This window comes from Methylobacterium iners, from assembly GCF_022179305.1.
GTDB lineage: Bacteria > Pseudomonadota > Alphaproteobacteria > Rhizobiales > Beijerinckiaceae > Methylobacterium > Methylobacterium iners.
In genome coordinates this window covers 16,520-42,485 of sequence record NZ_BPQP01000045.1, presented here as the reverse complement: position 1 = coordinate 42,485, position 25,966 = coordinate 16,520, and the positions used below count along the sequence as shown (strand labels likewise).

26 protein-coding genes are annotated in these 25,966 nt (G+C 69.6%); 13 read left to right on the top strand and 13 right to left on the bottom strand.

The genetic code is table 11. The features are described from left to right. Positions 1–4: 4 nt before the first annotated feature. From gloB to MFF55_RS14860, 9 genes are all read left to right on the top strand, one after another. Entirely contained in the window at positions 5–781 is a 777-nt protein-coding gene (gene gloB / locus MFF55_RS14900; RefSeq protein ID WP_238244889.1) for a hydroxyacylglutathione hydrolase, read from the top strand. A 170-nt stretch (positions 782–951) separates the two neighbouring features. Beyond that, positions 952–1,611 (top strand): TetR/AcrR family transcriptional regulator, encoded by a 660-nt coding sequence (locus MFF55_RS14895; RefSeq protein ID WP_373874809.1) that lies wholly within the window; start codon positions 952–954, stop codon positions 1,609–1,611. A 302-nt stretch (positions 1,612–1,913) separates the two neighbouring features. Then, complete coding sequence (gene mdh / locus MFF55_RS14890) at positions 1,914–2,876, top strand: malate dehydrogenase (protein WP_238244888.1); 963 nt, start codon at positions 1,914–1,916, stop codon at positions 2,874–2,876. A gap of 136 nt (positions 2,877–3,012) precedes the next feature. After that, positions 3,013–4,209 carry an ADP-forming succinate--CoA ligase subunit beta gene (sucC, locus tag MFF55_RS14885; RefSeq protein ID WP_238244887.1) on the top strand — a complete coding sequence of 399 codons (1,197 nt, stop codon included), beginning with the start codon at positions 3,013–3,015 and terminating at the stop codon, positions 4,207–4,209. A gap of 10 nt (positions 4,210–4,219) precedes the next feature. Next, positions 4,220–5,104: a succinate--CoA ligase subunit alpha gene (gene sucD, locus MFF55_RS14880; protein WP_238244886.1), complete on the top strand. Its 885-nt coding sequence runs from the start codon at positions 4,220–4,222 to the stop codon at positions 5,102–5,104. 166 nt (positions 5,105–5,270) lie between these two features. Next, positions 5,271–8,255 carry a 2-oxoglutarate dehydrogenase E1 component gene (locus MFF55_RS14875; RefSeq protein WP_238244885.1) on the top strand — a complete coding sequence of 995 codons (2,985 nt, stop codon included), beginning with the start codon at positions 5,271–5,273 and terminating at the stop codon, positions 8,253–8,255. 68 nt (positions 8,256–8,323) lie between these two features. Continuing rightward, a complete protein-coding gene (odhB, locus tag MFF55_RS14870; RefSeq protein WP_238244884.1) occupies positions 8,324–9,634 on the top strand; it encodes a 2-oxoglutarate dehydrogenase complex dihydrolipoyllysine-residue succinyltransferase in 1,311 nt (436 codons plus the stop codon). A gap of 111 nt (positions 9,635–9,745) precedes the next feature. Next, complete coding sequence (lpdA, locus tag MFF55_RS14865) at positions 9,746–11,146, top strand: dihydrolipoyl dehydrogenase (protein WP_238244883.1); 1,401 nt, start codon at positions 9,746–9,748, stop codon at positions 11,144–11,146. A gap of 162 nt (positions 11,147–11,308) precedes the next feature. Beyond that, positions 11,309–11,632 carry a hypothetical protein gene (locus MFF55_RS14860; protein WP_238244882.1) on the top strand — a complete coding sequence of 108 codons (324 nt, stop codon included), beginning with the start codon at positions 11,309–11,311 and terminating at the stop codon, positions 11,630–11,632. A 133-nt stretch (positions 11,633–11,765) separates the two neighbouring features. Here the strand turns inward: MFF55_RS14860 and MFF55_RS14855 are convergent, their stop codons facing one another. Further along, positions 11,766–12,794 (bottom strand): tyrosine recombinase XerC, encoded by a 1,029-nt coding sequence (locus MFF55_RS14855; RefSeq protein ID WP_238244881.1) that lies wholly within the window; start codon positions 12,792–12,794, stop codon positions 11,766–11,768. Between the two features lie 400 nt (positions 12,795–13,194). On the opposite strand from MFF55_RS14855, the gene MFF55_RS14850 reads away from it, so the two are divergent. Then, positions 13,195–13,704, top strand: a complete 510-nt coding sequence (locus MFF55_RS14850) for a ferritin-like domain-containing protein (protein ID WP_238244880.1) — start codon at positions 13,195–13,197, stop codon at positions 13,702–13,704. A 76-nt stretch (positions 13,705–13,780) separates the two neighbouring features. Beyond that, entirely contained in the window at positions 13,781–14,785 is a 1,005-nt protein-coding gene (locus MFF55_RS14845) for an SDR family oxidoreductase (protein ID WP_238244879.1), read from the top strand. Positions 14,786–14,800: 15 nt separating this feature from the next. Here the strand turns inward: MFF55_RS14845 and MFF55_RS14840 are convergent, their stop codons facing one another. From MFF55_RS14840 to MFF55_RS14805, 8 genes are all read right to left on the bottom strand, one after another. Continuing rightward, complete coding sequence (locus tag MFF55_RS14840) at positions 14,801–15,817, bottom strand: nickel/cobalt transporter (protein WP_238244913.1); 1,017 nt, start codon at positions 15,815–15,817, stop codon at positions 14,801–14,803. Then, positions 15,808–16,473, bottom strand: a complete 666-nt coding sequence (locus MFF55_RS14835; protein ID WP_238244878.1) for a DUF1007 family protein — start codon at positions 16,471–16,473, stop codon at positions 15,808–15,810. The genes MFF55_RS14840 and MFF55_RS14835 overlap by 10 nt, the downstream gene beginning before the upstream one ends. A gap of 189 nt (positions 16,474–16,662) precedes the next feature. Next, positions 16,663–17,019 (bottom strand): hypothetical protein, encoded by a 357-nt coding sequence (locus tag MFF55_RS14830; RefSeq protein ID WP_238244877.1) that lies wholly within the window; start codon positions 17,017–17,019, stop codon positions 16,663–16,665. Between the two features lie 227 nt (positions 17,020–17,246). Further along, on the bottom strand, positions 17,247–17,708 hold the full coding sequence (locus MFF55_RS14825; protein WP_238244876.1) for a cytochrome c-type biogenesis protein: 462 nt from the start codon (positions 17,706–17,708) through the stop codon (positions 17,247–17,249). Beyond that, on the bottom strand, positions 17,705–19,705 hold the full coding sequence (locus tag MFF55_RS14820) for a heme lyase CcmF/NrfE family subunit (RefSeq protein ID WP_238244875.1): 2,001 nt from the start codon (positions 19,703–19,705) through the stop codon (positions 17,705–17,707). Before MFF55_RS14820 ends, MFF55_RS14825 begins: the two co-directional genes overlap by 4 nt. A 31-nt stretch (positions 19,706–19,736) precedes the next feature. After that, the gene (ccmE, locus tag MFF55_RS14815) at positions 19,737–20,249 is read right to left on the bottom strand and encodes a cytochrome c maturation protein CcmE (protein WP_238244874.1); all 513 of its coding nucleotides are present in this window, start codon (positions 20,247–20,249) and stop codon (positions 19,737–19,739) included. A 134-nt stretch (positions 20,250–20,383) separates the two neighbouring features. Then, positions 20,384–21,877 carry a c-type cytochrome biogenesis protein CcmI gene (gene ccmI / locus MFF55_RS14810; RefSeq protein WP_238244873.1) on the bottom strand — a complete coding sequence of 498 codons (1,494 nt, stop codon included), beginning with the start codon at positions 21,875–21,877 and terminating at the stop codon, positions 20,384–20,386. 161 nt (positions 21,878–22,038) lie between these two features. Beyond that, positions 22,039–23,457: a sensor histidine kinase gene (locus MFF55_RS14805; RefSeq protein WP_238244872.1), complete on the bottom strand. Its 1,419-nt coding sequence runs from the start codon at positions 23,455–23,457 to the stop codon at positions 22,039–22,041. 107 nt (positions 23,458–23,564) lie between these two features. Between MFF55_RS14805 and MFF55_RS14800 the strand changes: the two genes are divergently transcribed. Both MFF55_RS14800 and MFF55_RS14795 read left to right on the top strand, forming a co-directional pair. Further along, positions 23,565–23,804 (top strand): type II toxin-antitoxin system VapB family antitoxin, encoded by a 240-nt coding sequence (locus MFF55_RS14800; protein WP_238244871.1) that lies wholly within the window; start codon positions 23,565–23,567, stop codon positions 23,802–23,804. Further along, positions 23,804–24,205, top strand: a complete 402-nt coding sequence (locus MFF55_RS14795; RefSeq protein WP_238244870.1) for a type II toxin-antitoxin system VapC family toxin — start codon at positions 23,804–23,806, stop codon at positions 24,203–24,205. The genes MFF55_RS14800 and MFF55_RS14795 overlap by 1 nt, the downstream gene beginning before the upstream one ends. A gap of 9 nt (positions 24,206–24,214) precedes the next feature. Here MFF55_RS14795 and MFF55_RS14790 read toward each other — a convergent pair whose 3' ends face one another. From MFF55_RS14790 to MFF55_RS14775, 4 genes are all read right to left on the bottom strand, one after another. Then, on the bottom strand, positions 24,215–24,892 hold the full coding sequence (locus MFF55_RS14790; RefSeq protein ID WP_238244869.1) for a response regulator transcription factor: 678 nt from the start codon (positions 24,890–24,892) through the stop codon (positions 24,215–24,217). A gap of 28 nt (positions 24,893–24,920) precedes the next feature. Next, positions 24,921–25,289: a PepSY domain-containing protein gene (locus MFF55_RS14785; RefSeq protein ID WP_238244868.1), complete on the bottom strand. Its 369-nt coding sequence runs from the start codon at positions 25,287–25,289 to the stop codon at positions 24,921–24,923. Positions 25,290–25,375: 86 nt separating this feature from the next. Beyond that, positions 25,376–25,585: a hypothetical protein gene (locus MFF55_RS14780; protein ID WP_238244867.1), complete on the bottom strand. Its 210-nt coding sequence runs from the start codon at positions 25,583–25,585 to the stop codon at positions 25,376–25,378. A 16-nt stretch (positions 25,586–25,601) separates the two neighbouring features. Next, positions 25,602–25,955, bottom strand: a complete 354-nt coding sequence (locus MFF55_RS14775) for a hypothetical protein (RefSeq protein ID WP_238244866.1) — start codon at positions 25,953–25,955, stop codon at positions 25,602–25,604. Between the last annotated feature and the right edge of the window lie 11 nt (positions 25,956–25,966).

The following is a 25,966-nucleotide window of genomic DNA, read 5'->3' as shown; positions in this document are numbered from 1 at the left end:
GCCCATGACCGCATCCCGCCCCGAGATCCGCACCTTCCTCTGCCGCAGCGACAACATCGGCGTCGTCCTCTACGACCCTGTCCAGGAAGCCTGTGCGGCCATCGACGTGCCGGAGGCGGCGCCAGTCCTGAAGGTTCTGGACGAGACCGGCTGGCGCCTCACCGACATCCTGGTCACGCATCGCCACCCCGACCACGTCGAGGGCATTCCGGAGGTGAAGCGGCGCACCGGCGCGCGGGTCACGGCGCCGCTCAAGGCGGGAGCCGCCGTGCCCGAGGTCGATGTCACGGTCTCGGAGGGGGACACCGTCCGGGTCGGCTCGCTCTCGGCCGAGGTCTGGGAGACGCCAGGGCATTGCAGCGACCACGTCACCTACTGGTTTCGCGAGGCGGGCATCGTGTTTGCCGGAGATACCCTCTTCACCCTCGGCTGCGGCCGCGCGCTGGAGGGGCCGCCCGAGGCGCTCTGGACCTCGCTGTCGCGGTTCCTCGCCCTGCCCGCCGCGACGGCCGTCTACAGCGGCCACGACTACGTGCTCGCCAACGCCAAGTTCGCGCTGGCCGCAGACCCGCAGAACGAGGCGCTGGCCGCCCGCGCGGCCGAGGCCGAGCGCGCCCGCGCCGAAGGGCGCTTCCTGATCCCGACGACGATCGGGACGGAGCGCGCGACGAACCCGTTCCTTCGCGCCGGAGAGCCGGCCCTCGCGCGAGCCGTCGACCGGGTCGATGCGGACCCGGTCGCGGTCTTCACGGCCCTGCGCGCCTGGAAGAACACCTTCTGAGGGATTAAGCGGGGGGCAGGGGCGCCGGAGCAGGACCGGCGGTGCGTGCCTGGGGAGATGCCGTGATGCGAGGGCGCGACGATCTGCAAGCGTCCGTCCGCGCCCTGGCCGAGAACGATGTTGCCCCGCGGCCCACCGGGGGGGACGACCTCCATCATGATCCCCGCGACATGCCGCCGGCCCCCAAGCCTCTCCGTCCAGGTCAGCCCCTCCGCACCAGCCTGCGCACGCGTGCGGCGCCCGCCTCGGCCGACATGCGCATCCTCGCCATCGCCGCCGACCACCTCGCCCGGCTCGGACCGAGGGGGGTGACGGTGGTGGCGGTGGCTGCGGAAGCCGGCATGACCCACGCCAACGTCTACCGCTACTTCCCGTCGAAGGACACGCTGCTCGACGCGGTCGCCGGCCGCTGGCTCCGGACCGTGGAAGCGGAACTGGCCCGCATCGCCGACGCACCGGATCCGGCCGACGACAAGATCGAGCGCCTGCTCACCGCGCTCGCCACGGCGCAGCGCGAAACGCTCGCGGGGGAGCCGAACCTGTTCGCCGTCCACCGCGACGCGGCGATCGCCGCGCGTCCCATCGCTCGCCGGCACCGGGTCCGGCTGCGAAGCCTGGTCGAGCGCGTGGTCGAGGAGGGCATCGGAGCCGGTACCTTCCTGATCCGGGACCGCGAGCGCGCCATCGCCTACATCTTCGATGCGAGCTACCGCTTCACCCACCCGGCGGCGATCCAGCACGACGCCGAGTTGCCGTCCGACATCGTGAAGGCGCGGCTGAGCGGCGTGATTCACGGCATCCAGAAGGTTCTCAGGACCGGCGCGCTCTGAACCGAGTGACAGATCGCCGGATCTGTAACCCCGAAAATCCGACGCCTCGCCGCTATGCTGCGCTGCAGCTAAAGTCTTCGGCAAGCTCGGCTTTTGCGGTCTAGCCCTGGTATGGTCTCGACCATGCCCGTGGCTCGAACCCTGCTTGCAATCCCGGCTATCGGGTTGAAGCATTGAGCTAATTCCGCCAGAGACCGTCGCGACACGCTCACCAGGCGCTCTCGCCCGTCCGGCTACGGCCGGGAGTCGGCTGCCGACGGGCCTACCACGAACGTCCCATTCGACAACGGAGCTTGGCATCCATGGCACGCAGCAAGATCGCGCTCATCGGCGCCGGGCAGATCGGCGGGACCCTCGCGCATCTCGCCGGCCTCAAGGAGCTCGGCGACGTGGTGCTGTTCGATATCGCGGACGGCGTGCCCCAGGGCAAGGGCCTCGACATCGCGGAATCGGCCCCCGTGGACGGCTTCGATGCCCGGTACACCGGCGCCAGCGACTACGCGGCCATCGCCGGCGCTGATGTCGTCATCGTCACGGCCGGCGTGCCGCGCAAGCCCGGCATGAGCCGCGACGATCTCATCGGCATCAACCTCAAGGTCATGGAGGCAGTCGGCACCGGCATCAAGACGCACGCGCCAGACGCCTTCGTGATCTGCATCACCAATCCGCTCGACGCGATGGTCTGGGCGCTGCAAAAGTTCTCCGGCCTGCCGCCGCACAAGGTGGTCGGCATGGCCGGCGTCCTCGATTCCGCCCGCTTCCGCCACTTCCTGGCGGACGAATTCGGGGTCTCGGTGGAGGACGTCACCGCCTTCGTGCTCGGCGGGCACGGCGACGACATGGTGCCGCTCGTGCGCTACTCGACGGTCGCCGGCGTTCCCCTTCCTGATCTGGTCAAGCTCGGCTGGACCACCCAGGATAAGCTCGACGCGATGGTCGAGCGGACCCGGAAAGGCGGCGGCGAGATCGTCAACCTCCTCAAGACGGGCTCGGCCTTCTACGCGCCGGCGGCCTCGGCCATCGCCATGGCGGAGAGCTACCTGCGCGACAAGAAGCGGGTCCTGCCCTGCGCGGCCTATCTCAGCGGCGAGTACGGCGTCGACGGAATGTATGTCGGCGTGCCGATCGTCATCGGAGCGGCGGGCGTGGAGCGCGTCCTCGAAGTCACCTTCAACGACGACGAGAAGGCGATGTTCGAGAAGTCGGTCGGCGCCGTGAAGGGGCTGATCGAGGCGTGCAAGGGCATCAATCCGGCGCTGGCGTGAGCTGAAGCATCATTCCGGAGCGCTCGCAGAGCGAACCCGGAATCCAGGACCGCTGCGGCGGCAGACTGGATCGCAACCTGTGTTTCTGGATCCCGGGTTCCGCTGCGCGGCCCCGGGATGACGGCGAGGGTCCTCCATGAACATCCACGAATATCAGGCCAAGGCGGTGCTCAAGGAATTCGGCCTGCCCGTCTCGCGTGGCGTGCCGATCTTCAAGCCCGAGGAGGCCGAGGCCGCCGCGAAGGAACTCGGCGGCCCGGTCTGGGTGGTGAAGTCGCAGATCCACGCGGGCGGGCGCGGCAAGGGCACCTTCAAGGGAGCGCCCGAGGGTGCCAAGGGCGGCGTGCGCGTCACGAAGTCGATCGACGAGGTCAAGCAGTTCGCCGGCGAGATGCTCGGCCAGACGCTGGTGACGATCCAGACGGGCGCGGCCGGCAAGCAGGTCAACCGCCTCTACATCGAGGAAGGCGCGCAGATCGCCGAGGAGTTCTACCTCTCGATGCTCGTCGACCGCGAGACCGGGCAGATCGCCTTCGTCGTCTCCACCGAGGGCGGCATGGATATCGAGCAGGTCGCCCACGACACGCCGGAGAAGATCATCACCTTCTCGGTCGACCCGGCGACCGGCGTCATGCCCCATCACGGCCGCGCCGTCGCGAAGGCCCTGGGGCTCACCGGCCCGCAGGCGAAGGAGGCGGAGGCGCTGACGGCGAAGCTCTACCAGGCCTTCACGGCCAAGGACATGAGCATGCTGGAGATCAACCCGCTCGTGCTCACGGGCGACGGCCATCTCAAGTGCCTGGACGCCAAGATCTCCTTCGATTCGAACGCCCTCTACCGGCACCCCGACATCGTGGCCCTGCGCGACGAGACCGAGGAGGACGAGAAGGAGATCGAGGCCTCGAAGTTCGACCTCGCCTATATCGCGCTCGACGGCACGATCGGCTGCATGGTCAACGGCGCGGGGCTGGCCATGGCCACCCTCGACATCATCAAGCTCTACGGCGAGGAGCCGGCGAACTTCCTCGACGTCGGCGGCGGCGCCTCCGAGGAGAAGGTCACGGCGGCCTTCAAGATCATCACCGCCGACCCGCAGGTGAAGGGCATCCTCGTCAACATCTTCGGCGGGATCATGAAGTGCGACGTCATCGCTCGCGGCGTCATCGCGGCTGTGAAGGCGGTCGGCCTTCAGGTGCCGCTCGTGGTGCGCCTAGAGGGCACCAATGTCGAGCAGGGCAAGGAGATCATCCGCAATTCCGGGCTCAACGTGATCCCGGCGGACGACCTGGATGATGCCGCGCAGAAGATCGTCGCCGCCGTGAAGAAGGGCTGAGAGACCACCGATGTCCATCCTGATCGACGCGAACACCAAGGTCATCTGCCAGGGCTTCACCGGCAAGAACGGGACCTTCCATTCCGAGCAGGCGATCGCCTACGGCACGCGCATGGTCGGCGGCACCTCACCGGGCAAGGGCGGGGCGATCCATCTCGGCCTGCCCGTCTTCGACACGGTGGCCGAGGCCCGCGAGGCCACGGGGGCCGATGCCTCTGTCGTCTACGTGCCGCCGCCGGGCGCGGCGGACGCGATCTGCGAGGCGATCCAAGCCGAGATCCCGCTCATCGTCTGCATCACGGAGGGCATTCCGGTGCTCGACATGGTGCGGGTCAAGCGCGCGCTCGAAGGCTCGAAGTCGCGCCTCGTCGGGCCGAACTGCCCCGGCATCGTCACGGCCGGCGAGTGCAAGATCGGCATCATGCCGGCCAACATCTTCAAGCGCGGCTCGGTGGGCATCGTCTCGCGCTCCGGCACGCTGACCTACGAGGCCGTGTTCCAGACCTCGAATGCGGGCTTGGGCCAGACGACCGCCGTCGGCATCGGCGGCGACCCGGTGAAGGGCACCGAGTTCATCGCCATGCTCGAACTGTTCCTCGCCGACCCCAAGACCGAGTCGATCGTGATGATCGGCGAGATCGGCGGATCGGCAGAAGAGGAGGCCGCGCAGTTCATCGCCGACGAGGCCAAGCGCGGCCGCAAGAAGCCGATGGTCGGCTTCATCGCGGGCCGCACCGCGCCGCCCGGCCGCCGCATGGGCCATGCCGGCGCCATCATCTCCGGCGGGAAGGGCGGAGCCGAGGACAAGATCGCGGCGATGGAGGCGGCGGGCATCCGGGTTTCGCCCTCGCCGGCCCGCCTCGGCTCGACCCTCGTCGAGGTACTGCGGGGCTGAAGCGCAGGCCAGCCTTGCGGCGAGCGGGGGTCCGCGGACCCCATATGGGTGGAAGGGGTGCGGCGGGTCCGCATCCGAGAGGGAACATCCGGACCGGGGCCGAACCGCCGGTCAGGACACGGCACGGCCTCTGAGGCCGGTGCCCCAAGCGGCAGGATGAGCGGACATGGCACGGCAGGACGCGAACGCGGCGCTTCTCGAAACCTCGTTCCTCTACGGCGGCAACGCCGCCTATATCGAGGAGCTGCAGGCGGCCTATGCCCGCGACCCGATCTCGGTCGACCCGGAATGGCAGAGCTTCTTCCGCTCCCTGGAGGAGGAGAGCGGGCTTCCTGAGAAGAACGCGGCCGGCGCTTCCTGGCAGAAGCCGAACTGGCCTGTTCCGCTGAACGGCGAGATCGTCTCGGCGCTGGACGGTAACTGGGGCGCCCTGGAAAAGGCCGTCGGCGAGAAGATCCGTGCCAAGTCGGAGGCCGCCGCCAAGGCACCCAATGGTGCCGCCGCGCCCGCGGCGACGGGGGTGTCCGTCGAGCAGGCCACGAAGGATTCCGTTCGCGCCATCATGCTGATCCGCGCCTACCGGATGCGCGGCCACCTGCACGCCAAGCTCGATCCGCTGGGCCTCGCCCCGCGCGGCGACCACGAGGAGCTGCATCCCCAGCATTACGGCTTCGAGGAGCGAGATTGGGACCGCCCGATCTTCCTCGACAACGTGCTCGGCCTTGAATTCTCGACCATCCGCGAGATCGTCGAGATCTTGGAGCGGACCTACTGCCAGACGCTCGGCGTCGAGTTCATGCACATCTCGAACCCCGAGGAGAAGGCCTGGATCCAGGAGCGCATCGAGGGCAAGGGCAAGGAGATCACCTTCACGCCGGAGGGCCGGCGCGCGATCCTGAACAAGCTCGTCGAGGCGGAAGGCTTCGAGAAGTTCCTCGACCTCAAATACACCGGCACCAAGCGCTTCGGCCTCGACGGCTCGGAATCGATGATCCCGGCGCTGGAGCAGATCATCAAGCGCGGCGGCGCGCTCGGCGTGAAGGAGATCGTGATCGGCATGGCCCATCGCGGCCGGCTGAACGTGCTCTCCAACGTGATGGCCAAGCCCTTCAGGGCCATCTTCAACGAGTTCAAGGGCGGTTCGGCCAACCCCGCCGAGGTCGAGGGCTCGGGCGACGTGAAGTACCATCTCGGTGCCTCGTCCGACCGCACCTTCGACGACAACAACGTCCACCTGTCGCTGACCGCGAATCCCTCCCACCTCGAGATCGTCGATCCCGTCGTCCTCGGAAAGGTCCGCGCCAAGCAGGACCAGCGCGCCAAGCCCAATGTCGAGCGCAGCAGCGTCCTGCCGCTCCTCATCCACGGCGATGCGGCCTTCGCCGGCCAGGGCGTCGTCGCCGAGTGCTTCGGCCTGTCGGGGCTGAAGGGCCACCGCACCGGCGGCTCGATCCACTTCATCATCAACAACCAGATCGGCTTCACCACCGATCCGCGCTTCTCGCGCTCCTCGCCCTATCCGTCGGACGTCGCCAAGATGGTCGAGGCGCCGATCCTCCACTGCAACGGCGACGATCCGGAGGCCGTGACCTTCGCCGCCAAGATCGCCACCGAGTACCGGCAGAAATTCGGCAAGCCCGTCGTCATCGACATGCTCTGCTACCGCCGCTTCGGACACAACGAGGGCGACGAGCCGGCCTTCACCCAGCCGAAGATGTACCAGCGCATCCGCAAGCATCCGAGCGCGCTGGAGACCTACGGCAAGCGGCTGGTGGCCGAGGGCGTGCTGAGCGAGGAGCAGCTTGCCGAGCGCAAGGCGGTGTTCCGGGCCATGCTCGACAGCGAGCTCGAGGTGGCCAGCAACTACAAGGCCAACAAGGCCGACTGGCTCGACGGGCGCTGGGCCGGGTTCAAGGCGGTGCGGGAGGATGTCGACGATCCCCGCCGCGGCCGCACCGGCGTGCCCGCGGAGATCCTCCGCGAGATCGCGCAGAAGATCACGACGCCGCCGCCGGGCTTCCACCTGCACCGGACCATCCAGCGCTTCTTCGACAACCGCGCCAAGGCGGTGGAGACGGGCCAGGGCATCGACTGGGCGACCGCGGAGGCCCTGGCCTTCGGCTCGCTCCTGATCGAGGGCCACCGCGTGCGCCTCTCGGGCCAGGATGTGGAGCGCGGCACCTTCTCGCAGCGCCACGCCGTGGTGATCGATCAGGAGAACGAGCAGCGCTACACCTCGCTGAACTCCATCCGCGAGGGACAGGCCAACCTCGAGGTCATCAACTCGATGCTCTCGGAGGAGGCCGTGCTCGGCTTCGAGTACGGCTACTCGCTCGCCGAGCCGAACGCGCTGGTGCTCTGGGAGGCCCAGTTCGGCGACTTCGCCAACGGCGCCCAGGTCGTCATCGACCAGTTCATCTCCTCCGGCGAGCGCAAGTGGCTGCGCATGTCGGGGCTGACGCTCCTGCTGCCCCACGGCTACGAGGGCCAGGGGCCGGAGCATTCCTCCGCCCGCCTGGAGCGCTTCCTGCAGATGTGCGCCGAGGACAACATGCAGGTCGCCAACTGCACGACGCCCTCGAACTACTTCCACATCCTGCGCCGGCAGCTCAACCGCGAGTTCCGCAAGCCGCTCGTGCTGATGACCCCGAAGTCGCTGCTGCGCCACAAGCGGGCGGTGTCGAGCCTCGACATGATGACGGAAGGCTCGAGCTTCCACCGGGTGCTGTGGGACGACGCGCAGCACGAGGCGGACGGCGTCAAGCTCGTCAAGGACGACAAGATCCGCCGCGTCGTGCTCTGCTCGGGCAAGGTCTATTACGACCTCTTCGAAGAGCGCGAGAAGCGCGGCGTCAACGACGTCTACCTCCTGCGCGTCGAGCAGCTCTATCCCTTCCCGCTCAAGGCGCTCGCCACCGAGATGGCCCGGTTCCGCAACGCCGAGGTGGTCTGGTGCCAGGAGGAGCCCAAGAACATGGGCCCCTGGGCCTTCGTCGACCCCTATCTCGAATGGGTGCTCGGCCAGGCCGGCTCGGCGGTGAAGCGCGCCCGCTACGTCGGGCGGCCGGCCTCGGCCTCGACCGCGGTCGGGCTGCTCTCGAAGCACCAGGCCCAGCTCCAGGCCTTCCTCAACGAGGCCCTCGCGGTCTGATCCCGGACCCTCACCCCACCTGAGGGCGCCGCGAGCCGGTGCCCTTGAACCTCTCGGCGGACACGATCATGGCAACCGACATCCTCGTCCCCACACTCGGCGAATCCGTCAGCGAAGCCACCATCGGCCGCTGGTTCAAGAAGCCGGGCGACGTGGTCGCGGCCGACGAGCCGCTGGTCGAGCTCGAGACCGACAAGGTCACGCTGGAGGTCAACGCACCGGCTGCCGGCGAGCTCGGCGAGATCCTCGTCAAGGACGGCGAGACGGTGGAGCCCGGTGCGCTGCTCGGTTCGATCGTCGAGGCCGGGGCGGGGGGAAACAAGGCGCCGGACAGGAAGCCGGAGGCCAAATCCGAGGCGAAGCCCGCGCCCAAGGCCGCCGACACCCAGGCTCAGACCCGCAGCGAGGCCGAGCCGCCCAAGGAATCCTCTGCCGCCTACGGCAACCACGGCGACGCCGCCCCGCCCGCCTCGCGCCCGTCGGGCGACAACGGCCCGGCCGTCGCCAAGATCGCCCGGGAGACCGGCATCGATCCGGCCGGTCTCAACGGCAGCGGCAAGGATGGCCGCGTCACCAAGGGCGACATGCTCGATGCCGCCGCCAGGGGTGCCCCCGCACCGGCTCCGGCGAAGGAGGCGCGTCAGTCCCCGCCGCGTGCCCCCTCCAAGCCCGACGACGCGGCGCGCGAAGAGCGCGTGAAGATGACGAAGCTGCGCCAGACCATCGCGCGCCGCCTCAAGGACGCCCAGGACACGGCGGCGATGCTGACGACGTTCAACGACGTCGACATGTCGGCCGTCATGTCCCTGCGCAGCCAGTACAAGGACATCTTCGAGAAGAAGCACGGCACGAAGCTCGGCTTCATGGGCTTCTTCACCAAGGCGGTGATCGGCGCGCTCAAGGACGTGCCGGCGGTCAACGCCGAGATCGACGGGGGAGACCTCGTCTACAAGAACTACTACCACATCGGCATCGCGGTCGGGACCGATAAGGGCCTCGTCGTGCCGGTGGTGCGCGACGCGGACAACCTGTCGATCGCCGGCATCGAGAAGACGATCACCGGGTTCGGGAAGAAGGCCCGCGAAGGCAAGCTCTCCATCGAGGAGATGCAGGGCGGCACCTTCACGATCACGAACGGCGGCATCTACGGCTCGCTGATGTCGACGCCGATCCTCAACGCCCCGCAATCAGGCATCCTGGGCATGCACCGGATCGAGGAACGACCCGTCGTGCGCGCGGGGAAGATCGAGGCCCGGCCGATGATGTACCTGGCGCTCTCCTACGACCACCGCATCGTCGACGGGAAAGAGGCCGTGACCTTCCTCGTGCGGGTCAAGGAAGCGCTGGAAGACCCGGCGCGGCTCGTGCTGGACCTCTGAACACCCGGCAGCCGCCGTCCGCCGGCCGCCTGAGCGCGGCCGGACGCTCCCGTGTGCCTGATCTCGATGGTGGGACCTGACCCGCCGAACCTACAAGCGAGTCGCAACCTCATGTCCTACGATCTCGTCGTCATCGGCACCGGCCCCGGCGGCTACGTCTGCGCCATCCGGGCCGCGCAACTCGGGCTCAAGACGGCGGTGGTCGAGAAGCGGGCGGCGCATGGCGGCACCTGCCTCAATGTCGGCTGCATCCCCTCGAAGGCGCTGCTCCACGCCTCGGAAGCCTTCGAGGACGCGAGCAAGCACTTCGCCGATCTCGGGATCGACGTCGGCACGCCGAAGCTCGACCTCAAGAAGATGATGACGTTCAAGCAGGACGGGGTCGACGGCAACACCAAGGGCGTCGAGTTCCTGCTCAAGAAGAACGGCATCGACGCCTATCGCGGCACCGGGCGCCTGGCCGGAGCCGGCCGGGTCGAGGTGCTTTCGGAGGACGGCGCCAACCAGATGCTGGAGACCAAGAACGTCGTCATCGCCACCGGCTCCGACGTGACGCGCCTGCCGGGCGTGACGATCGACGAGCGGATCGTGGTCTCCTCGACCGGCGCCCTCGAACTCGAGACGGTGCCGGGCAAGCTCCTCATCATCGGGGCGGGCGTGATCGGGCTCGAACTCGGCTCGGTCTGGCGGCGGCTGGGCTCGGAGGTCACCGTGGTCGAGTATCTCGACCGCATCCTCCCGGGCATGGACGGCGAGGTCGGCAAGCAGTTCCAGCGCATCCTCGGCAAGCAGGGCATCAGCTTCAAGCTGTCCTCGAAGGTGACCGGCGTCGAGGTCAAGGACGGGTCGGCCAGTGTCACCGTGGAGCCTGCCGCCGGCGGCGAGGCGGAGGTTCTGCAGGCCGACGTCGTGCTCGTGGCGATCGGGCGCGTGCCCTACACGGAGGGGCTCGGCCTCGAGACCGTCGGCGTGCAGGTCGACAACAAGGGCCGCATCCAGACCGACAGCCACTACGCCACGAACGTCACCGGCATCTACGCGATCGGCGACGTCATCGCCGGGCCGATGCTCGCCCACAAGGCCGAGGACGAGGGCGTGGCGGTGGCCGAGCTGCTGGCGGGCCAGGCGGGCCACGTCAATTACGGCGTCATCCCGAACGTGGTCTACACCTTCCCGGAGGTCGCCTCGGTGGGCAAGACCGAGGAGGAGCTGAAGAAGGACGGCATCGCCTACAATGCGGGGAAATTTCCCTTCACCGCGAACGGCCGCGCCAAGGTCAACCACACCACCGACGGCTTCGTGAAGATCCTCGCCGACGCCAAGAGCGACCGGGTGCTCGGCGTCCACATCGTGGGCGCGGATGCGGGCAACCTGATCGCTGAGGTCGCGGTCGCCATGGAGTTCGGCGCCAGCGCCGAGGACGTGGCGCGGACCTGCCACGCGCACCCGACGCTGACCGAGGCGGTGAAGGAGGCGGCGCTCGCCGTCGGCAAGCGCGCCATCCACATCTAAGGGCTTGATTGAAAACCCGACTGGGCCGGATTCGTTGAGTGCGGTCACGATCGCGAAACGCAACCCTCCGCGAGTCGCGACCAAAACGGCGCACGCCGCGTTAGATGGTCGGAGGACGACCGCCTTCAGGCTGAAGCCGGCGCCGCTTCCGGAGGAACTGCCTTGCAAAAGAACATCATCATGGCCGCGGGCCTGCTTGCCGCCAGCCTGTTCCTCGCGCCCGCGCCCGCCTCGGCCCTGCCGGTCGGCGTCGCGGCCGTGCCGGAGGCGGCCAGCGCGGTCGAGCAGGTCCAGTACGGCTACGGCCGCGGCTACGGACGGCGTGGCTACGGCTATGGCGGTCGCAGCTATGGCCGGGGCTACGGCGGCGGTCCGCGCTACGGCGGCCGCGGCTACGGCTATGGTCGGGGCTACGGTCGCGTCGGACCCGGCAACGCACTCAGCGGCGGCATCGGCATCGTTCGCGGTCCCGGCTACTATCGCTGAGGACGACCGGCGCTTGCACCTGGCATGAGTCGCGTCGGTCAGCGGTATCGCTCGCAGCGATGCCGCTGAACGACGGCATCAACAAGCCCACCGCGCACCGGTCGCGTTGGGCACCCATCGGCAGGCCGCTACATCAGGCGGCAGTCGGCTTCGCACTCGCTTCCGGTCGGGTGGGGTTTCGGGCGGCGCGCGGGTGCGCGGCGTCGAAGGCGCTCATCAGGCGGGCCGCGTCGACTCGGGTGTAGAGTTGCGTCGTCGAGAGCGAGGCGTGTCCCAGCAGCTCTTGGATCGCGCGCAGCTCGCCCTGGCGGGCGAGGAGATGCGTCGCGAAGGAATGGCGCAGCGCATGCGGTGTTGCGGAATCCGATAGCCCCAGCGCTCCGCGGATCGATGCCACTGCGTACTGAATGATCCGCGGCGACAGCGCTCCGCCCTTCGCGCCGACGAAGAGCGGCCCTTCGGGTGGTAGCGGGTGGGGGCAGGCGTCGAGATAGGCCTCGATCGCGTCCGCCACGACGGGCAGCACCGGGACCATGCGGGTCTTGCCGCCCTTGCCCGTGACGGTGACGGAATCCGTGCCCCTGAGCGGGGCATCCATCCGCGCGAGGCCGAGCGCCTCCGAGATGCGCAAGCCCGAGCCGTAGAGCAGGGCGAGCACCGCGGCGTCGCGGGCGAGCACCCAGGGCGCACGATCCTCGCCGGCGCGCAGATCGGCATCCGTCATCGCCCGCGCGGCCGAAATCGGGATCGGGCGCGGCAGCTGGCGCTCGACCTTCGGTGAGCGCACGGCGCCGAGAGCAGCCACCGTGCCGTGGCCCTCGCGTTCGAGGTGGCGCGCGAAGGACCGGATTCCCGCCAATGCCCGCATCAGGGAACGCCCGCCGATCCCCTCCGCCCGCCGAGCGGCCATGAAGCCTCGCAGGTCGCGGGGCTTCAGGGCGATAAGGCTCGGGATCGTGGGCGTGCCCGCCCGCCCGGCGCGGTCATCCAGGAATTGGCGCAGGTCGCGGCCATAGGCCTTGACGGTGTTCGCCGCCATCCGCCGCTCCCGGATCAAGCCGTCCTGCCAGGCAAGGATGGCGGCCTGAAGCGACGCGTCCGCCGGCCAGGCGGGCGCCAGCCCGCGACCGTCGTCCGGATGGGGCGGGGTCGTCTCGAACATCGCGGTTCCTGAACCACTCGGGACCGCGATCGAAGCAGATCAAGGTTGACGGCGGGTTGCATTCGCGCCGATCGCCGTCCCCTCCGATTCTGCCTCGGGCGGATCGGCGAGCAGCACTGCGGCAGGTCGTCACCGTAATCGAAGGACATGGCCTGCCGGCAAGAGCGATGAGACAGCAAAGCTTGCAATACAGTCCGAGTAGACCGTTCTGAATTGCAGCCGCTAAGCTTTGATCAAGGGAACCGAAGCAACGGCCGATCATTGCCCGGTCACAGCAGCGATCCGGCGTGACCGTCGGAAGCGCTACGCTGCATCCATCCCAGACGCGCGGACGCGAGCCGAACGACTCATGCGCCGATACGCATGACCTCCGGTTTCCGCCGCCACGGAGCAGGACATCATGGCCGACGACATCCGTTCGATTTACGCCACGGCACTCAAGAACGCCCACGCCGTGGAGCTTCAGGCGCTCCAGATCATGGAGCGGCAGGTCGAGCGCCTGGAGCGCTATCCTGAGATGGAGACGATCCTGCGTCGTCACATCGACGAGACGCACCAGCAGCGCGACCGGCTCGAGGAGGCGCTCAATGCCATCGCCGAGAGCCCGTCGGCCCTCAAGGAGGGCGTGATGGGCTTCATGGGCAACATGGCGGCGCTGGCCCACGCCCCGGCCCAGGACGAGATCCTGAAGAACAGCTTCGCCAACCACGCCTTCGAGAACTACGAGATCGCGATCTACACCTCGCTTCTCACCATCACCGAGGCCGCCGGGCAGACGCGCTTCGTCTCGGCCTTCGAGACTTCCCTGAAGGAGGAGCAGAACACGGCTCGCCAGATCCTGGAGATCGTGGGTCCGACGACGCAGCGCTACCTCCAGCTCACCACCAGCGGCGCCAAGGCCGATCGCTAACCGGACACGGCGGGGCGGGGAGCACGCTCCCCGCCCGTCCCCCATACAACCCGCATTTCCCTGAAGGAGTGAGTTCTTGCAGGCATCGCACAAGCCCCTGGCAGAGCAGGTCATCGTCATCACCGGCGCATCGAGCGGCATCGGGCTCGCCTCTGCCAAGCGCGCCGCCGCGCACGGGGCGGCCGTCGTCCTGGCCGCACGCAACGGCGAAGCGCTCGCCGCGATCGAGGCCGAGATCACGGCCGAGGGGGGCCGGGCGCTGCATGTCGCGGCCGACGTCAGGCATCGCGAGGAGGTTCAGCGCATCGCCGATGCCGCGATCGCCCGTTTCGGGCGCATCGATACCTGGGTGAACGATGCCGGCCTCTCGATCTTCGGGCGCCTGCAGGAGGTCAGCGACGCCGATCACGACAGGATGTTCCAGACGAACTTCTGGGGCGTGGTCTACGGCTCGCTCGTCGCCGTGCCACACCTGAAGCGCAGCGGCGGCGTGCTGATCAATCTCGGCAGCGTGGCCTCCGACATCGCCTTCCCGCTTCAGGGCATGTACTGCGCCAGCAAGCACGCCATCAAAGGCTTCACGGATTCCCTGCGCATCGAGCTGGAGGAGGAGGGCGCGCCGGTCTCGGTCACCCTGATCAAGCCGGCCGCGATCAACACGCCCTTCCCGCAGAACGCGCGCAACTACCTCGACCACGAGCCGAAGCTGCCGCCGCCGATCTACGATCCCGAGGAGGTGGCGCTGGCCATCCTGCACGCCGCCGAGCGTCCGCAACGCGACATCTATGTCGGCGGGGGCGGCCGCGCGATGAGCGCCTTCCAGGCCATCGCCCCGCGGACCTTCGACCGGATCGGCCGCACCATGGTCGGCCAGCAGATGCGCGGCGAGCGCCCGCGCAATCCCGCCGGCGCCCTGCATTCGGCGGGCAACGACGGTCGCATTCGCGGCGACCATCCGGGCTACGTGATGCGGCGCAGCTTCTACACGCGGGCGGCGCTCCATCCGGCGGCGACGGGGCTGCTCCTCACGGCGGGCGTCGCCGCGGCCGCGGCCTTGGTGCGCGGCAGCGGCCGGCGCTGAACCGCGCTTACGCCCTCAGCCTCCCGATGCGGTCGAGAGGCCGGCGAGCATCGCGAGGCCGAGAACCAGCACGAAGGCGCCCGCCAGCACCTCGAGGCCGCTGACGGCAAGGGCTCCGGCTCCGCCGCGTCCGCCGGCGAGGTGTAGGGCAAATCCCTTCGCGAAGACGGCGAGCGTCGCGAGCGCGGCGGTCGTGAGGGCCGTGCCGAGCGCCATGGCGAGCACCGCCACGATGCCGGCAGCGGGAATGTTCTGGGAGAGCGCCAGGACGAGGAGCAGCACGGCTCCGGCGCAGGGTCGTGAGCCCGCAGCGACGATGATGGCCGCATGCTCGCGCCAGGTCCGCAGGCGCTCGAGGCGCGAGACATCGTCGAGATGGGCATGCCTGCAACCCGGCGCGCAGGCGGAGGCGGGCGCACCGCCGATAAGCCCGGCGAGGCGCCCGGCCTTTCGCCACGTCATGACAAGGCCCAGGACCGCGACCAGGGCGAAACTGACGGTCTCGATCAGGCTGCCGGCCCGAGTCATCGCGGCTGCCGTGGCACCGAGCATCAGCGTGCCGATGCCGACGATGGTGATCGCCACGAAGGCTTGCAGGAGCGCGGCGGCGAGGCTGAGGCCGATGCCGCGTGCCAGCACGCGTTCGCCGGCGACGATGTAGGCCGCGATCACGGCCTTGCCGTGGCCGGGCCCGGCCGCGTGGAGAACGCCGTAGCTGAAGCCGAGCAGCAGCATCGGCCCCCAGCCTCCGCCGTCCCGGATCAGGCCGATGGCCCCCTGAAGGCTGCGCGAGAAACTCGACTGCATCGCGAGCAGCCAGCCGCCGAGACCCGTCGCCGCCGGCAGAGCCTCGCGGAAGCCGATGCCGAAGGGCGAGCGGGGCGGGGGCGCGGCCGTCGGACCGATCAGCAGGGACAGCAGCGTCAGGGCCAGGGCGGCCAGAGCCGCCGCCGCGACGAGGATCGCGAGCCGCAGCGCGAGACGGTTGGGATGGGAGGCGGTGCCGGCGAGGAGGGTCGCGCTCACGGACAGGCCACGAGAATCCGGTTGGCGAATTGGATGCCGTAGGTGGAGGCCGTGGTCAGGGCCTCGAAGAAGGCCTCCGACATGCCCGGCTTGGCCGCTGCGGCCGCCGGCTCGGGCGTCTTCGGCCGGGTCACGGTGGCGGCGCAGCCGGCCGGCGCGCCCGTGAGGCGGGCGGCGTCGGCGGCCTCCGAGAGGCTGAAGGAGATCAAGTAGGTCGGATCGTAGATCTCCAGCGCCGCCACGCCGCGGCCCTGCAAAGCCGGGACCTTCAGCGGGAGCAGGAAGCTCAAGGTGAGCTTGTCCCCCTCCATCGCCATGCGCGGCTCGGTCGGGTCGGCGAAGGCTTGCTCCTTGCCCGCGACTTTGAGCTTCGTGAAGTAGGCGAACTCGGCGAGGTTGGCCGTGTTCTCGGCGGCCGAGCCGGCGAGTTCGTCCGGAGTCAGCCGCCCGTCGCCGTTCTTGTCGAGCCCCTGCGTCAAGAAAGCGGAATAGGAGGCGTCGAAGGTCCAGGCATGGCGGATCCCGGTCACACGTCCGCCCTCGCCGTAGGCGATCTCGGCCTTCGAGGTGATCCAGACATGGGGATGGGCCAGCGCCGGGCCGGCGAGGAAGGCGCCCGCGATGAGTGCGGCGAGACCTTGGAGGAGCGGAGCGTTGCCCATGATCGTGCTTCCGACGCTCGCGATTCAGGGTGAAGGAATCGTAAACGAGGCGCCGGTCGCCGTTTGGAATGCTGCCCGCCGCACGCCCTCCTCCTCGCGCCCGAGTAGGGCCAAAGCGAGGCGCCCCGACGTGAAAGGGCCCGCCCAGGGAGATCCCCTGGGCAGGCCCGGGCTGTCCGTCAGTGCGGTTCAGTAGGCGGCGTCGGCCGCGGCGATCTCGACCCGGTCACCACGGCGCGAGAAGGCGACGGTCGCCTCGCGTCCATCGCTGCCGAGCGTGCCCGGAACCGAGAGGTGCACAGTCTGGTCCGGGTTCAGGGTGGTGACGAGGCGGATCACCTGGGGCTGCTCGGCCCCGGTGTTGACGGCCGCCAGGGTCGCCACGACGCGGTAACCGCCGTTCTCGACCGTGTAATAGGCCGAGCCGCGGAAATTGCCGAGGTCGACGCTGCTCTGACGGGAAGGCCGCAGCTCGGCCGCGAAGGGAGAGGTGGTCCAGCCGACGAGGAGACTGGTGGAGAGAAGGGCAATGGAGAGCGTGCGCATGGGGTCGTGTCCTGTGCGATTACTGTCCGCCGGGAGTGCCCGTACGGAAAGCCGGTTGCACCGGGAGACCGCAAGATGCCCCTCCAATGGTGCGTTGCAAAGTTATGTTCTTCGCAACGCACAAATGCGCTGAGCGCATGAGTAAGGTAATAAATCGTAGTTTTATGCTCTGAGGGCAGATCGAGCGCGGCCTTACGGACCGCGTTTCGGTAACGCGCGGTGACCGTTCAGTCCCGGCGCACGAGCGCGGCCACTTCCGCTTCCTCCGCCGGGGACAGCGCCTGCTGCCCTGCCGAGGGCTGCCTCCGCGCAAGCCTCCAGATTCCGAACCCGCCGAGCAGCAGCGCCGCGAGGGGCGTCAGCCACAGCAGCAGGGTGTGCAGCGCCAGAACCGGCCGGAGCAGCACGTATTCACCGTAGCGGCCGACCACGTAGTCAAGGACCTGGCGATCGTCGTCCCCGGCCTTGAGCCGTTCGCGGACGATGAGGCGCAGGTCGCGGGCGAGCGGCGCGTCGGAATCGTCGATCGACTGGTTCTGGCAGACGAGGCAGCGCAGGCCCGCGGAGATGTCTCGGGCGCGGGTCTCGAGCCTCGCATCCGGCAGGATCTCGTCCGGCTGCACGGCCCCGGCGGCGGCGCCGAGGGCGAGGAGGAGAGCGAGCGCCGCGGGGCCAAGCGTGCGGTTCATTCGGCGGGCACCGCGTTGGGGAGCGGCTTCGCCTTGGCGCGCTTCGGCGCGCCGACGCGCATGCGCCGATCGGTCAGCGAGACGAAGCCGCCGATCGCCATGACGAGGCAGCCGATCCAGATCAGCAGCACGAGGGGCTTGTAGTAGAGCCGCAGGCCGATCGAACCGTCGGGCATCACCTCGCCGAGACTGGCATAGACCTGGCTCACGCCGAGGGTGAGCAGGCCGGACTCGGTCACCGTCATCTTCCGGCTCGGGTAGAAGCGCTTGCCCGTCTCGGTCGTGCCGACGACGTCGCCGGCCTTGTTCCGAATGGTGAGGAAGGCGGTGGTCTCCGCGTAGTTCTCGCCTTGGCGCGGGCCGACCCGTTCCAGCGTCGCGACGTAGGGGCCCGAGGCGAGGGTCTCGCCGGGCTTCACGTTGCTCAGGCCCTCCGTCGCCCAGCCCTGGGCGGCGATGCCGAGCACGAGGATCCCGACGCCGGCATGGGCCAGAGCCGTGCCCCAGGCCGAGCGCGGCATGCCCGCGGCACGGCGCGCGACGTCCCGGATCGTCCGCGCTCGGTTTCCGCCGTAGCCGCGCGCCCGGGAGATGATCTCCATCGCAGCGCCGAGGATGAGGTAGGCGCCCAGCCCGATGCCGACGGGCGCCAGCACCGGCCCGCCCCAGGTCAGAGCCAGCACCGCGAGTCCGATCGCGAGGGCAAGGCCCAGCGCCGCAAACAGGCGCTGGCTCGCCGCGTGGACGTCGCCGCGCTTCCAGGCCAGCGTCTGGCCGAAGGGCACGATCAGGAGAAGCGGAATCGCGATGGGCACGAAGGTCGCGTTGAAGAAGGGCGGCCCGACCGAGATCTTCTCGCTGGTCAGCATCTCCAGGAAGAGCGGGTAGAGCGTGCCGACGAACACCGTCGTGCAGCCGGCGGCGAGGAACAGGTTGTTCATCACCAGCGCGCCCTCGCGCGAGATCGGCGCGAACAGCCCGCCCTGGCGCAGCATCGGCGCCCGCCAGGCGAACAGAGCCAGCGAGCCGCCGATGAAGAGGATCAGGATTGCGAGGATGAAGACGCCTCGGGTCGGATCGGTGGCGAAGGTGTGGACCGAGGTCAGTACGCCCGAACGCACGATGAAGGTGCCGAGCAGCGAGAGCGAGAAGGTGAGGATGGCGAGCAGGACCGTCCAGACCTTGAGCGCGTCGCGCTTCTCCATCACGACGGTCGAGTGCAGCAGCGCGGTGCCCGCGAGCCAGGGCATGAGCGAGGCGTTCTCGACCGGGTCCCAGAACCACCAGCCGCCCCAGCCGAGCTCGTAATAGGCCCAGTAGGACCCCATGGCGATGCCGAGCGTGAGAAAGCTCCAGGCGATCAGGGTCCAGGGGCGGACGGCCCGTGCCCAGACCGCGTCGATGCGCCCGTCGATGAGGGCGGCGATGGCGAAGGCGAAGGTGATCGAGAAGCCGACATAGCCGACGTACAGGAGCGGTGGGTGCACCGCGAGCCCGAAATCCTGCAGGAGTGGGTTGAGGTCGTTGCCCTCCATCGGGGCCGGGTTCGCCCGCGCGAAGGGGTTCGAGGTCGTGATCAGGAAGAGCACGAACACGAAGGTGACGAGGCCCTGCACGGCCAGCGTGTTGGCGCGCAGCACGGTGGGCACCGAATCGCGCGCCACCGCGACCAGGGCGCCGAACAGGGCGAGGATCAGGATCCAGAGGAGCATCGAGCCCTCGTGGTTCCCCCAGACACCGGAGAGCTTGTAGAGGAAGGGCTTGGTGGTGTGCGAGTTCTCGACCACGTTCTGGACCGAGAAGTCCGAGGTCGCGTGGGCGTAGGTGAGCGCCGCGAAGGCGAACAGCACACAGGCGAAGGCGCCGAGCGCGGCCGGCGTCGCCACGGCGCGCAGGGCGGTGTCGCCCGAGCGCATCGCCCAGACGGGCATGATCGCCTGGACGAGGGACAGGGCCAGCGCGAGCGCCAGGGCGAAATGACCGACCTCGATCAGCAAGGGCTGAAGTCCTTCCGGCGGGCGGGACGCATCATCGCTCGCTGCGTTGTCCAAGTGTCTTTTCGGAGGAAAGCGTCTTGTCGGAGGCGGCCGGTGCGCCGGCCTTGCCGCCGCCCTCCTGCCAGCGCCCCTGCGCCTTGAGGGCGTCGGCGACCTCGCGAGGCATATAGGACTCGTCGTGCTTGGCGAGCACCGTGTCGGCCCGGAACACACCGTCGCGGTCCAGCGTCCCCTCGGCGACGACGCCCTGGCCCTCGCGGAACAGGTCCGGGAGGAGCCCGCGGTAGTGGACCGCCACCGTGGCGGCCGTGTCGGTCACCGTGAAGTCCACGTTCTGATCGGGGCCGCGCTTGAGGCTTCCGTCCTGGACGAGGCCGCCGAGACGAAAGCGCGTGCCCGGCGCCACGACCTGCGCCGCAACCTCCGCAGGCGAGCGGAAGAACACGATCGATCCCCGCATCGCGGTGAGGATCAGGCCGAGCGCCAGCGCGAGCACGAGTCCGCAGGCGGCGATCAGGACCAGGCGTCGGCTCTTGCGCGTCACGCGGACTCCGTCCCCTTGCTCCGGCGTCGATGGTCGATGGATGAGCCTGAGAACCGAACCCTGACGCGTTCTAAGTTCTTTCTGGTGTCGGCCTCGCGCGGGAGCGGGTCAAGGCTTTCGACCGGGACCGATTGTCAGGGGGGGGCGCTTTTGGTGGTGCGTGCGGGCAGATCGAGCTCCCGGGCGAGACCCTCGAGATGCGCCAGCGCGCCGGCATCCGGCCCCAGCGCCAGCCGGGCCCGCTCCAGGGCCTCGCCCGCCTGCTTGCGCTCGCCGAGCACGGTGTAGGAGCGCACGAGCCGCTGCCACTCGTCGAGGGTGCCGCCCTTGGCCGCCAGGCGCCGGTCGAGGCCCAGCACCATGCCGCGGATGGCGGCGTCGCGCTCGGGCGCAGGCATCGCCTTGACGGCGGCCACGGCGGCGGCCTCCGGCTCGCCGGTTTCCGGCGCGGACGAAGCGGCGGCGCCCGGCCGCAGACCGATCTCCCTGGCGAGGTCTTCCAGGCGGCGCAGCCCGTCCGGATCCCGCGCAAGCGCCGTCCGTGCCCGGGTCAGGGCACCCTGCGCCTTCTCGCGGTCGCCGAGGACGCTCAGGGAACGGACCAGCCGCTGCCATTCCTCGGCGGTCCCACCCTTCTCCGCGAGGCGCTGGTCGAGGCTGTCGACCATGCCGCGGATCGCCGCGTCGCGCGCCTGCGGCGGCATCGCCTGGATCTCCGCCGCCGGCCCCGGCGGGCTCGCCGGCGCAGCGGGTTGGGCGGGCGCCGCTTCCCCCTTCAGGCGCGCCAGGTTCTCGCGCACGAGCGGCAGCCAGGGCGCATCGGGAGGACCCGCCTCCGCCATCGCGGAGAGCCGCGCGACAGCGTCGGGAATGTTGCCGTCGAGCTCGGCCGCGCGGGCGAGATAGAAGCGGGGCTTGGGCGCGCCCGGATCGAGGGCCACGGCCCGCTCGAAGACCTTCCGCGCGTCGGCGGCAATCGCGCCGTTCGCGGCGGCGACCAGGGCCTCGCCCCAATCGGCCAGGCGCTCCGGCGTCTCGCCCAGCAGGCGGGTCGCGGCCTCGAAGGCGTGGGCCGCCTCCTCGAAGCGCCCCATCCGCACGTAGACGGGGGCGAGCACCGACCAGCCGCGGCCGTCGCTCGGGTTGGTGGCGAGCCGCGCCTCGATCTGGCCGACGGCCTTGAGCAGCTCCTGCTCATCCGATTGCGCCGCCTGCCGCTCGCCCGGGGTCTGCGCCGGCAGGTGGGGCGAGCCGTAGATGCCGTAGGCGATCAGCGCCACGAGGGGGATCGTCGAAAGGGCGAAGGCGGAGGCCGCGCGACGCTGGCGGAGGGCCGGCTCGGCCATGCCGTCGCTCGCCACGGCCGGATTCTGGCGGCTTGCCCGCAGGAGGCGACGCGCGGCCTCGGTGCGCGCGGCCTCGGCCTCCGTCGGCGCGATCAAGCCGCGGCCGAGGTCGCGCTCGATCTCGCGCAGCTGGTCCTCGTAGAAGCCCGTCTCGGTGGCGAGCGTGCTGGCCTCAGGCGCCGTGGCCGCCGCAACCGGGTTGGCGCGCCGCGACATCGGCCAGAGCAGGGCGAACACCGCCGCTCCGGTCATCGCCGTTAATATGAACCAGATCGCCGTCATCGTACCCCGGACGCTAACAAACCCATGCTAAAGATGCGCGCCCGGCCGCACGACGCGCCCGGGCGGTGACACGGTGTCACGCGCGCCTCGCGCGGTCGGACATCCTTGGCGGCCAAAAGCTTAGCGGTCTTTGCCCGCGAGGCAATCCGCGCGATCGGTGTTCACCGCTGCGCGACGCCCGCCGGCGCGTCGCCGGGCACCTCGATCACCGCGCGCAGGCCGCCGAGCGCCGCCTCCTCGAGCCGGAACCGCCCCCGGTAGAGCGTGGCGAGGTCCGCGACGATCGAGAGCCCGAGCCCGGACCCGGGCTTCGTCTCGTCGAGGCGCCGGCCGCGGCCGAGCACGGCCGAGCGCGCCTCCGGCGGCAGGCCCGGCCCGTCGTCCTCCACGGCGACGAGGAGGTGCGGATAGGCGTCCTGGTCGACGGCCTCGGCGCGGATCGCGACGCGCCCATTCGCCCATTTCGAGGCGTTGTCGACGAGGTTGCCCACCATCTCCTCGAAGTCCTGGCGCTCGCCGCGGAAGCGCAGGCCCGCCGGCACGCTGACCTCGTAGGCAATGTCCTTGTCGCGGTAGATCTTGCCGAAGGTGCGGACCAGGCCGGCGAGCGCCGGCTCCACCTCCGTCGAGGTGCCGAGCGTGCCGGCCAGCGCCGCGGCCCGGGCCCGGTCGAGATGGTAGTTGACCTGGTCGCGCATCACCGCCGCCTGCTCGCGGATCTTCTCGGCGAGCTCGGGCGGCGCGTCGCCCGCGCCGACCTCGTTGACGATGATCGAGAGCGGCGTCTTCAGCGCGTGGGCGAGGTTGCCGACCTGGGTGCGGGCGCGCTCCAGGATCTCGCGGTTGGTCTCGATGAGCAGGTTCACCTCGCCGGCGAGCGGGGCGATGTCGCGCGGGTACTCGCCGCTGATCCTATCGGCCTCGCCCCGCCGGATCGCGCCGAGCGCCGAGCGCAGCTTCGTCAGGGGCGCCAGGCCGAACCGGATCTGCAGGAGGGTCGTCAGCGCCAGGAACAGGCCGAGCAGCCCGAAGGTCACCATCAGCGAGAAGCGGAAGCGGCCAACATCGTTCTCGATCTCGTCCGCCGGCCCGGCGACGCGGACCGTGTAGCGGCCCTCCTCGCCGAGATCGACGTCGCGCTCGATGATGCGCAAGGGCCGCTCGTCCTGGGCCCGCCCGTAGCCCTGCCGGATCTGGCCGATGCCGGCATTGGTGTCCGGGCGATTGGCGGGTTTGAGCGGCACGCCGACGAGGGAGCGCGAGGTGCGCAGGTCCCGCGGGCGCGCGTCGGGCCGGCCGATCTGCCAGTACCAGCCCGACAGCGGCAGGTCGAAGCGGGGATCGCTCAGGGTGAAGGAGCGGCTCTCCGGGTCGTTGGGCGAGATCAGGTCGGTGGCGAGATTGTTGGCGTAGACGAGGAGACGGCTGTCGAAGGCCCGCTCGGTGTTCTCGCGGTAGAGCGTCGTCAGGATCCAGGCGGCGATGAGCAGGATCGCGGAGCTCGCGATTAGCGCCGACACGGCAAGGCGCACCGCGACGGAGCGGCGCCGGAACGGGAGCCAGGCGGGGAAGGCGATCATTGAGATTTCGTTGTCATGCGTGTCCCAGCCCGGCGACCGAGCGATCGCGCTTCGTGGTGTAGATCCTGGGGGCAAACGATGTACATAGGCAGGGGGGAGGACGTTTCATGGCCCTGCATATCCGCGATCAGGAAACCGATCGCCTCGTACGCAAGCTCGCGGAACGCAAGCGCATCCCGCTGACGGAAGCCGTGAAGCTCGCCGTCGGCAACGAGCTGCGGCGCGAGGACGAGAAGCTCACCTTGTGGGAGCGGCTGAAGCCGATCCATGACCGGATCAATGCGCGGCCCGACACGGGGCTCAAGGCGGACAAGGCGTTCTACGACGAACTCAGTGGCGACGCGTGATGTTCGTCGACGCGTCGGCCCTCGTCGCGATCCTGATTCAGGAGCCGGAGGCCCAGGTCCTTGTCAATCGTCTCCAGAAGGGTTTCGCACCGATCACGTCCCCGATCGCCATCTACGAAGCGGTCGCCGCGGTGGCGCGACACAAGCAGGGCGGCCTCAAGGCCGCGCGGGCCGACGTTCAGATGCTGCTTGACGCCGTTCCGATCGAAGTCGTCGCGGTCACCTTGGCAGATGCAGATACGGCGCTCAAAGCCTTCGCGCGCTTCGGAAAGGGGCAAGGGCACCCGGCGCGTCTCAACATGGCCGATTGCTTTGCCTACGCGGCCGCCAAGAACCATCGCGTACCCCTGTTGTTCAAGGGCGATGACTTCTCCCGGACGGACATCGCCGTCGGACCGTGAGCAACCACCTCACACCCGCGGCGCGGGCTGGCTCGGGTCGACGAGGTAGCCCAGTCCCCGCACCGTCTGGATCAGGTCCACCGCGAGCTTCTTGCGCAGCCGGCCGACGAAGACTTCGATCGTGTTGGAATCCCGGTCGAAATCCTGGTCGTAGAGGTGCTCGGTCAGCTCGGCGCGGGAGACCACCCGGCCGGTATGATGCATCAGGTAGGAGAGCAGCCGGTACTCGTGGCTCGTCAGCTTGACCGGGTTGCCGTCGACGAAGACGCGGCCCGAGCGGGTGTCGAGCACGACGGGGCCGCAGGCGATCTGGCTCGTCGCGTGCCCGGCCGCCCGGCGCAGCAGCGCACGCACGCGGGCCATCAGCTCCTCCATGTGGAAGGGCTTGGTGACGTAATCGTCGGCGCCGGCGTCGAAGCCGTCGACCTTGTCCGACCAGCGGTCGCGGGCGGTCAGGATGATGACGGGGGTCTTGATCCCGGCCCGGCGCCACTTCTGCAACACGCTGACGCCGTCGGCCTTGGGCAGGCCCATGTCGAGGATGATGGCGTCGTAAGGCTCGTTCTCGCCGAGATACCCGCCTTCCTCGCCATCGAAGGCCTTGTCGGCGACGTAGCCGGCCTCCTCGAGCGCATTCACCACTTGCCGGTTGATGTCCCGGTCGTCCTCGACGACGAGCAGCCTCACCGCGCCGCACTCCTTGCTTGGGGGAACCTCATCGCCCGATCAGCTGACCGGTCGTGGCATCGACCATGACGTGTACGAACTGGCCGTCGCGGCGCAGGGCCGTGAGCAGATAGGCCAACCCCTCTTCGTGCCGGCAGAGCCGGGCACGCTGGATCTCGGCGCGGGGGATCACCTGGCGGGCCGCGCGGATCGCGGCCACGGGCTCGATGACCCGCTTGTCGGCCACGGCCTCGCGCAGGTCGGCGGGGCTGAGGCAGGATTCGGCGCGCGGCACGGCGAGGGCCGGCGCCGGGATCGCCCCGGTTCCCGCCGTCTCTTCCGCCAGCGTGCCGCCCGGCGCCGTCGCGAGGACGGCGGCCGTCAAGCCGACACACAGGAGGGCGAACAGGTAACGCATCGTTCTCCCACTCTCGGCCCCGGGCACTGAATGTGCCGTGAATGCACGGGGATGCAAGGCCGGTCGCCCCTCCGCCGTCGCGGCGCTCACGGGCGCGCGGCCTCGAACCGTTCGAGGGCGGTGCGCAGGGCGAGGCCGACGAGCATCTGGCTATCGATATGGTCGAGGGCCGCCTTCCGGAGCCGGGCCATCGAGCGGTCGAAGCGCTCCCGGGCCGAATGGAGGCGCAGCGTCGCCCGCCGGCTCCGGTTGCGGCGCAGGCCGGCGGCGGGAAGGAGGAGCAGGAGGCGTCTCATCGCGGGTTCCTCGTCGTCACGGGCGGCCCTGGTGCTGCACGTCGGAGAGCCGCCGCAGAATCTCCTCGAACTTGTCCCGCGCCCGCTCGTCGTTGCGGTCGACGCCCCGGGCGATCTCGCTCGCGAGCCGCGAGAGTTCTTCCAGCACCCGGGTGCGGCTCTCCAGCGCCGCGGCGACCGCCGCGTTGCTCTGGGAGGCGCGCTCCAAAGCCGTGGCGACGCTCCCGGTATCGTCGATCCGCGCTTCCTGGGCGCGCAGGGTCTCGCGGTGGAGGTGCAGGCAGGCGAGGCCGAGGAGCACGGCGACGATCCAGCCCGCGCCGCCATCCGAGAACAGGAGGCGGGCAGCCTCCAGCGCGATCCGTTCCAAGGCCGCCTCCC

Coding starts and splice junctions, on each gene's coding strand:
- gloB (WP_238244889.1), top strand. CDS start 5: ATGACCGCATCCCGCCCCGAGATCCGCACCTTCCTCTGCCGCAGCGAC.
- MFF55_RS14895 (WP_373874809.1), top strand. CDS start 952: ATGCCGCCGGCCCCCAAGCCTCTCCGTCCAGGTCAGCCCCTCCGCACC.
- mdh (WP_238244888.1), top strand. CDS start 1,914: ATGGCACGCAGCAAGATCGCGCTCATCGGCGCCGGGCAGATCGGCGGG.
- sucC (WP_238244887.1), top strand. CDS start 3,013: ATGAACATCCACGAATATCAGGCCAAGGCGGTGCTCAAGGAATTCGGC.
- sucD (WP_238244886.1), top strand. CDS start 4,220: ATGTCCATCCTGATCGACGCGAACACCAAGGTCATCTGCCAGGGCTTC.
- MFF55_RS14875 (WP_238244885.1), top strand. CDS start 5,271: ATGGCACGGCAGGACGCGAACGCGGCGCTTCTCGAAACCTCGTTCCTC.
- odhB (WP_238244884.1), top strand. CDS start 8,324: ATGGCAACCGACATCCTCGTCCCCACACTCGGCGAATCCGTCAGCGAA.
- lpdA (WP_238244883.1), top strand. CDS start 9,746: ATGTCCTACGATCTCGTCGTCATCGGCACCGGCCCCGGCGGCTACGTC.
- MFF55_RS14855 (WP_238244881.1), bottom strand. CDS start 12,794: ATGTTCGAGACGACCCCGCCCCATCCGGACGACGGTCGCGGGCTGGCG.
- MFF55_RS14850 (WP_238244880.1), top strand. CDS start 13,195: ATGGCCGACGACATCCGTTCGATTTACGCCACGGCACTCAAGAACGCC.
- MFF55_RS14835 (WP_238244878.1), bottom strand. CDS start 16,473: ATGGGCAACGCTCCGCTCCTCCAAGGTCTCGCCGCACTCATCGCGGGC.
- MFF55_RS14830 (WP_238244877.1), bottom strand. CDS start 17,019: ATGCGCACGCTCTCCATTGCCCTTCTCTCCACCAGTCTCCTCGTCGGC.
- MFF55_RS14825 (WP_238244876.1), bottom strand. CDS start 17,708: ATGAACCGCACGCTTGGCCCCGCGGCGCTCGCTCTCCTCCTCGCCCTC.
- ccmI (WP_238244873.1), bottom strand. CDS start 21,877: ATGACGGCGATCTGGTTCATATTAACGGCGATGACCGGAGCGGCGGTG.
- MFF55_RS14805 (WP_238244872.1), bottom strand. CDS start 23,457: ATGATCGCCTTCCCCGCCTGGCTCCCGTTCCGGCGCCGCTCCGTCGCG.
- MFF55_RS14800 (WP_238244871.1), top strand. CDS start 23,565: ATGGCCCTGCATATCCGCGATCAGGAAACCGATCGCCTCGTACGCAAG.
- MFF55_RS14795 (WP_238244870.1), top strand. CDS start 23,804: ATGTTCGTCGACGCGTCGGCCCTCGTCGCGATCCTGATTCAGGAGCCG.
- MFF55_RS14785 (WP_238244868.1), bottom strand. CDS start 25,289: ATGCGTTACCTGTTCGCCCTCCTGTGTGTCGGCTTGACGGCCGCCGTC.
- MFF55_RS14780 (WP_238244867.1), bottom strand. CDS start 25,585: ATGAGACGCCTCCTGCTCCTCCTTCCCGCCGCCGGCCTGCGCCGCAAC.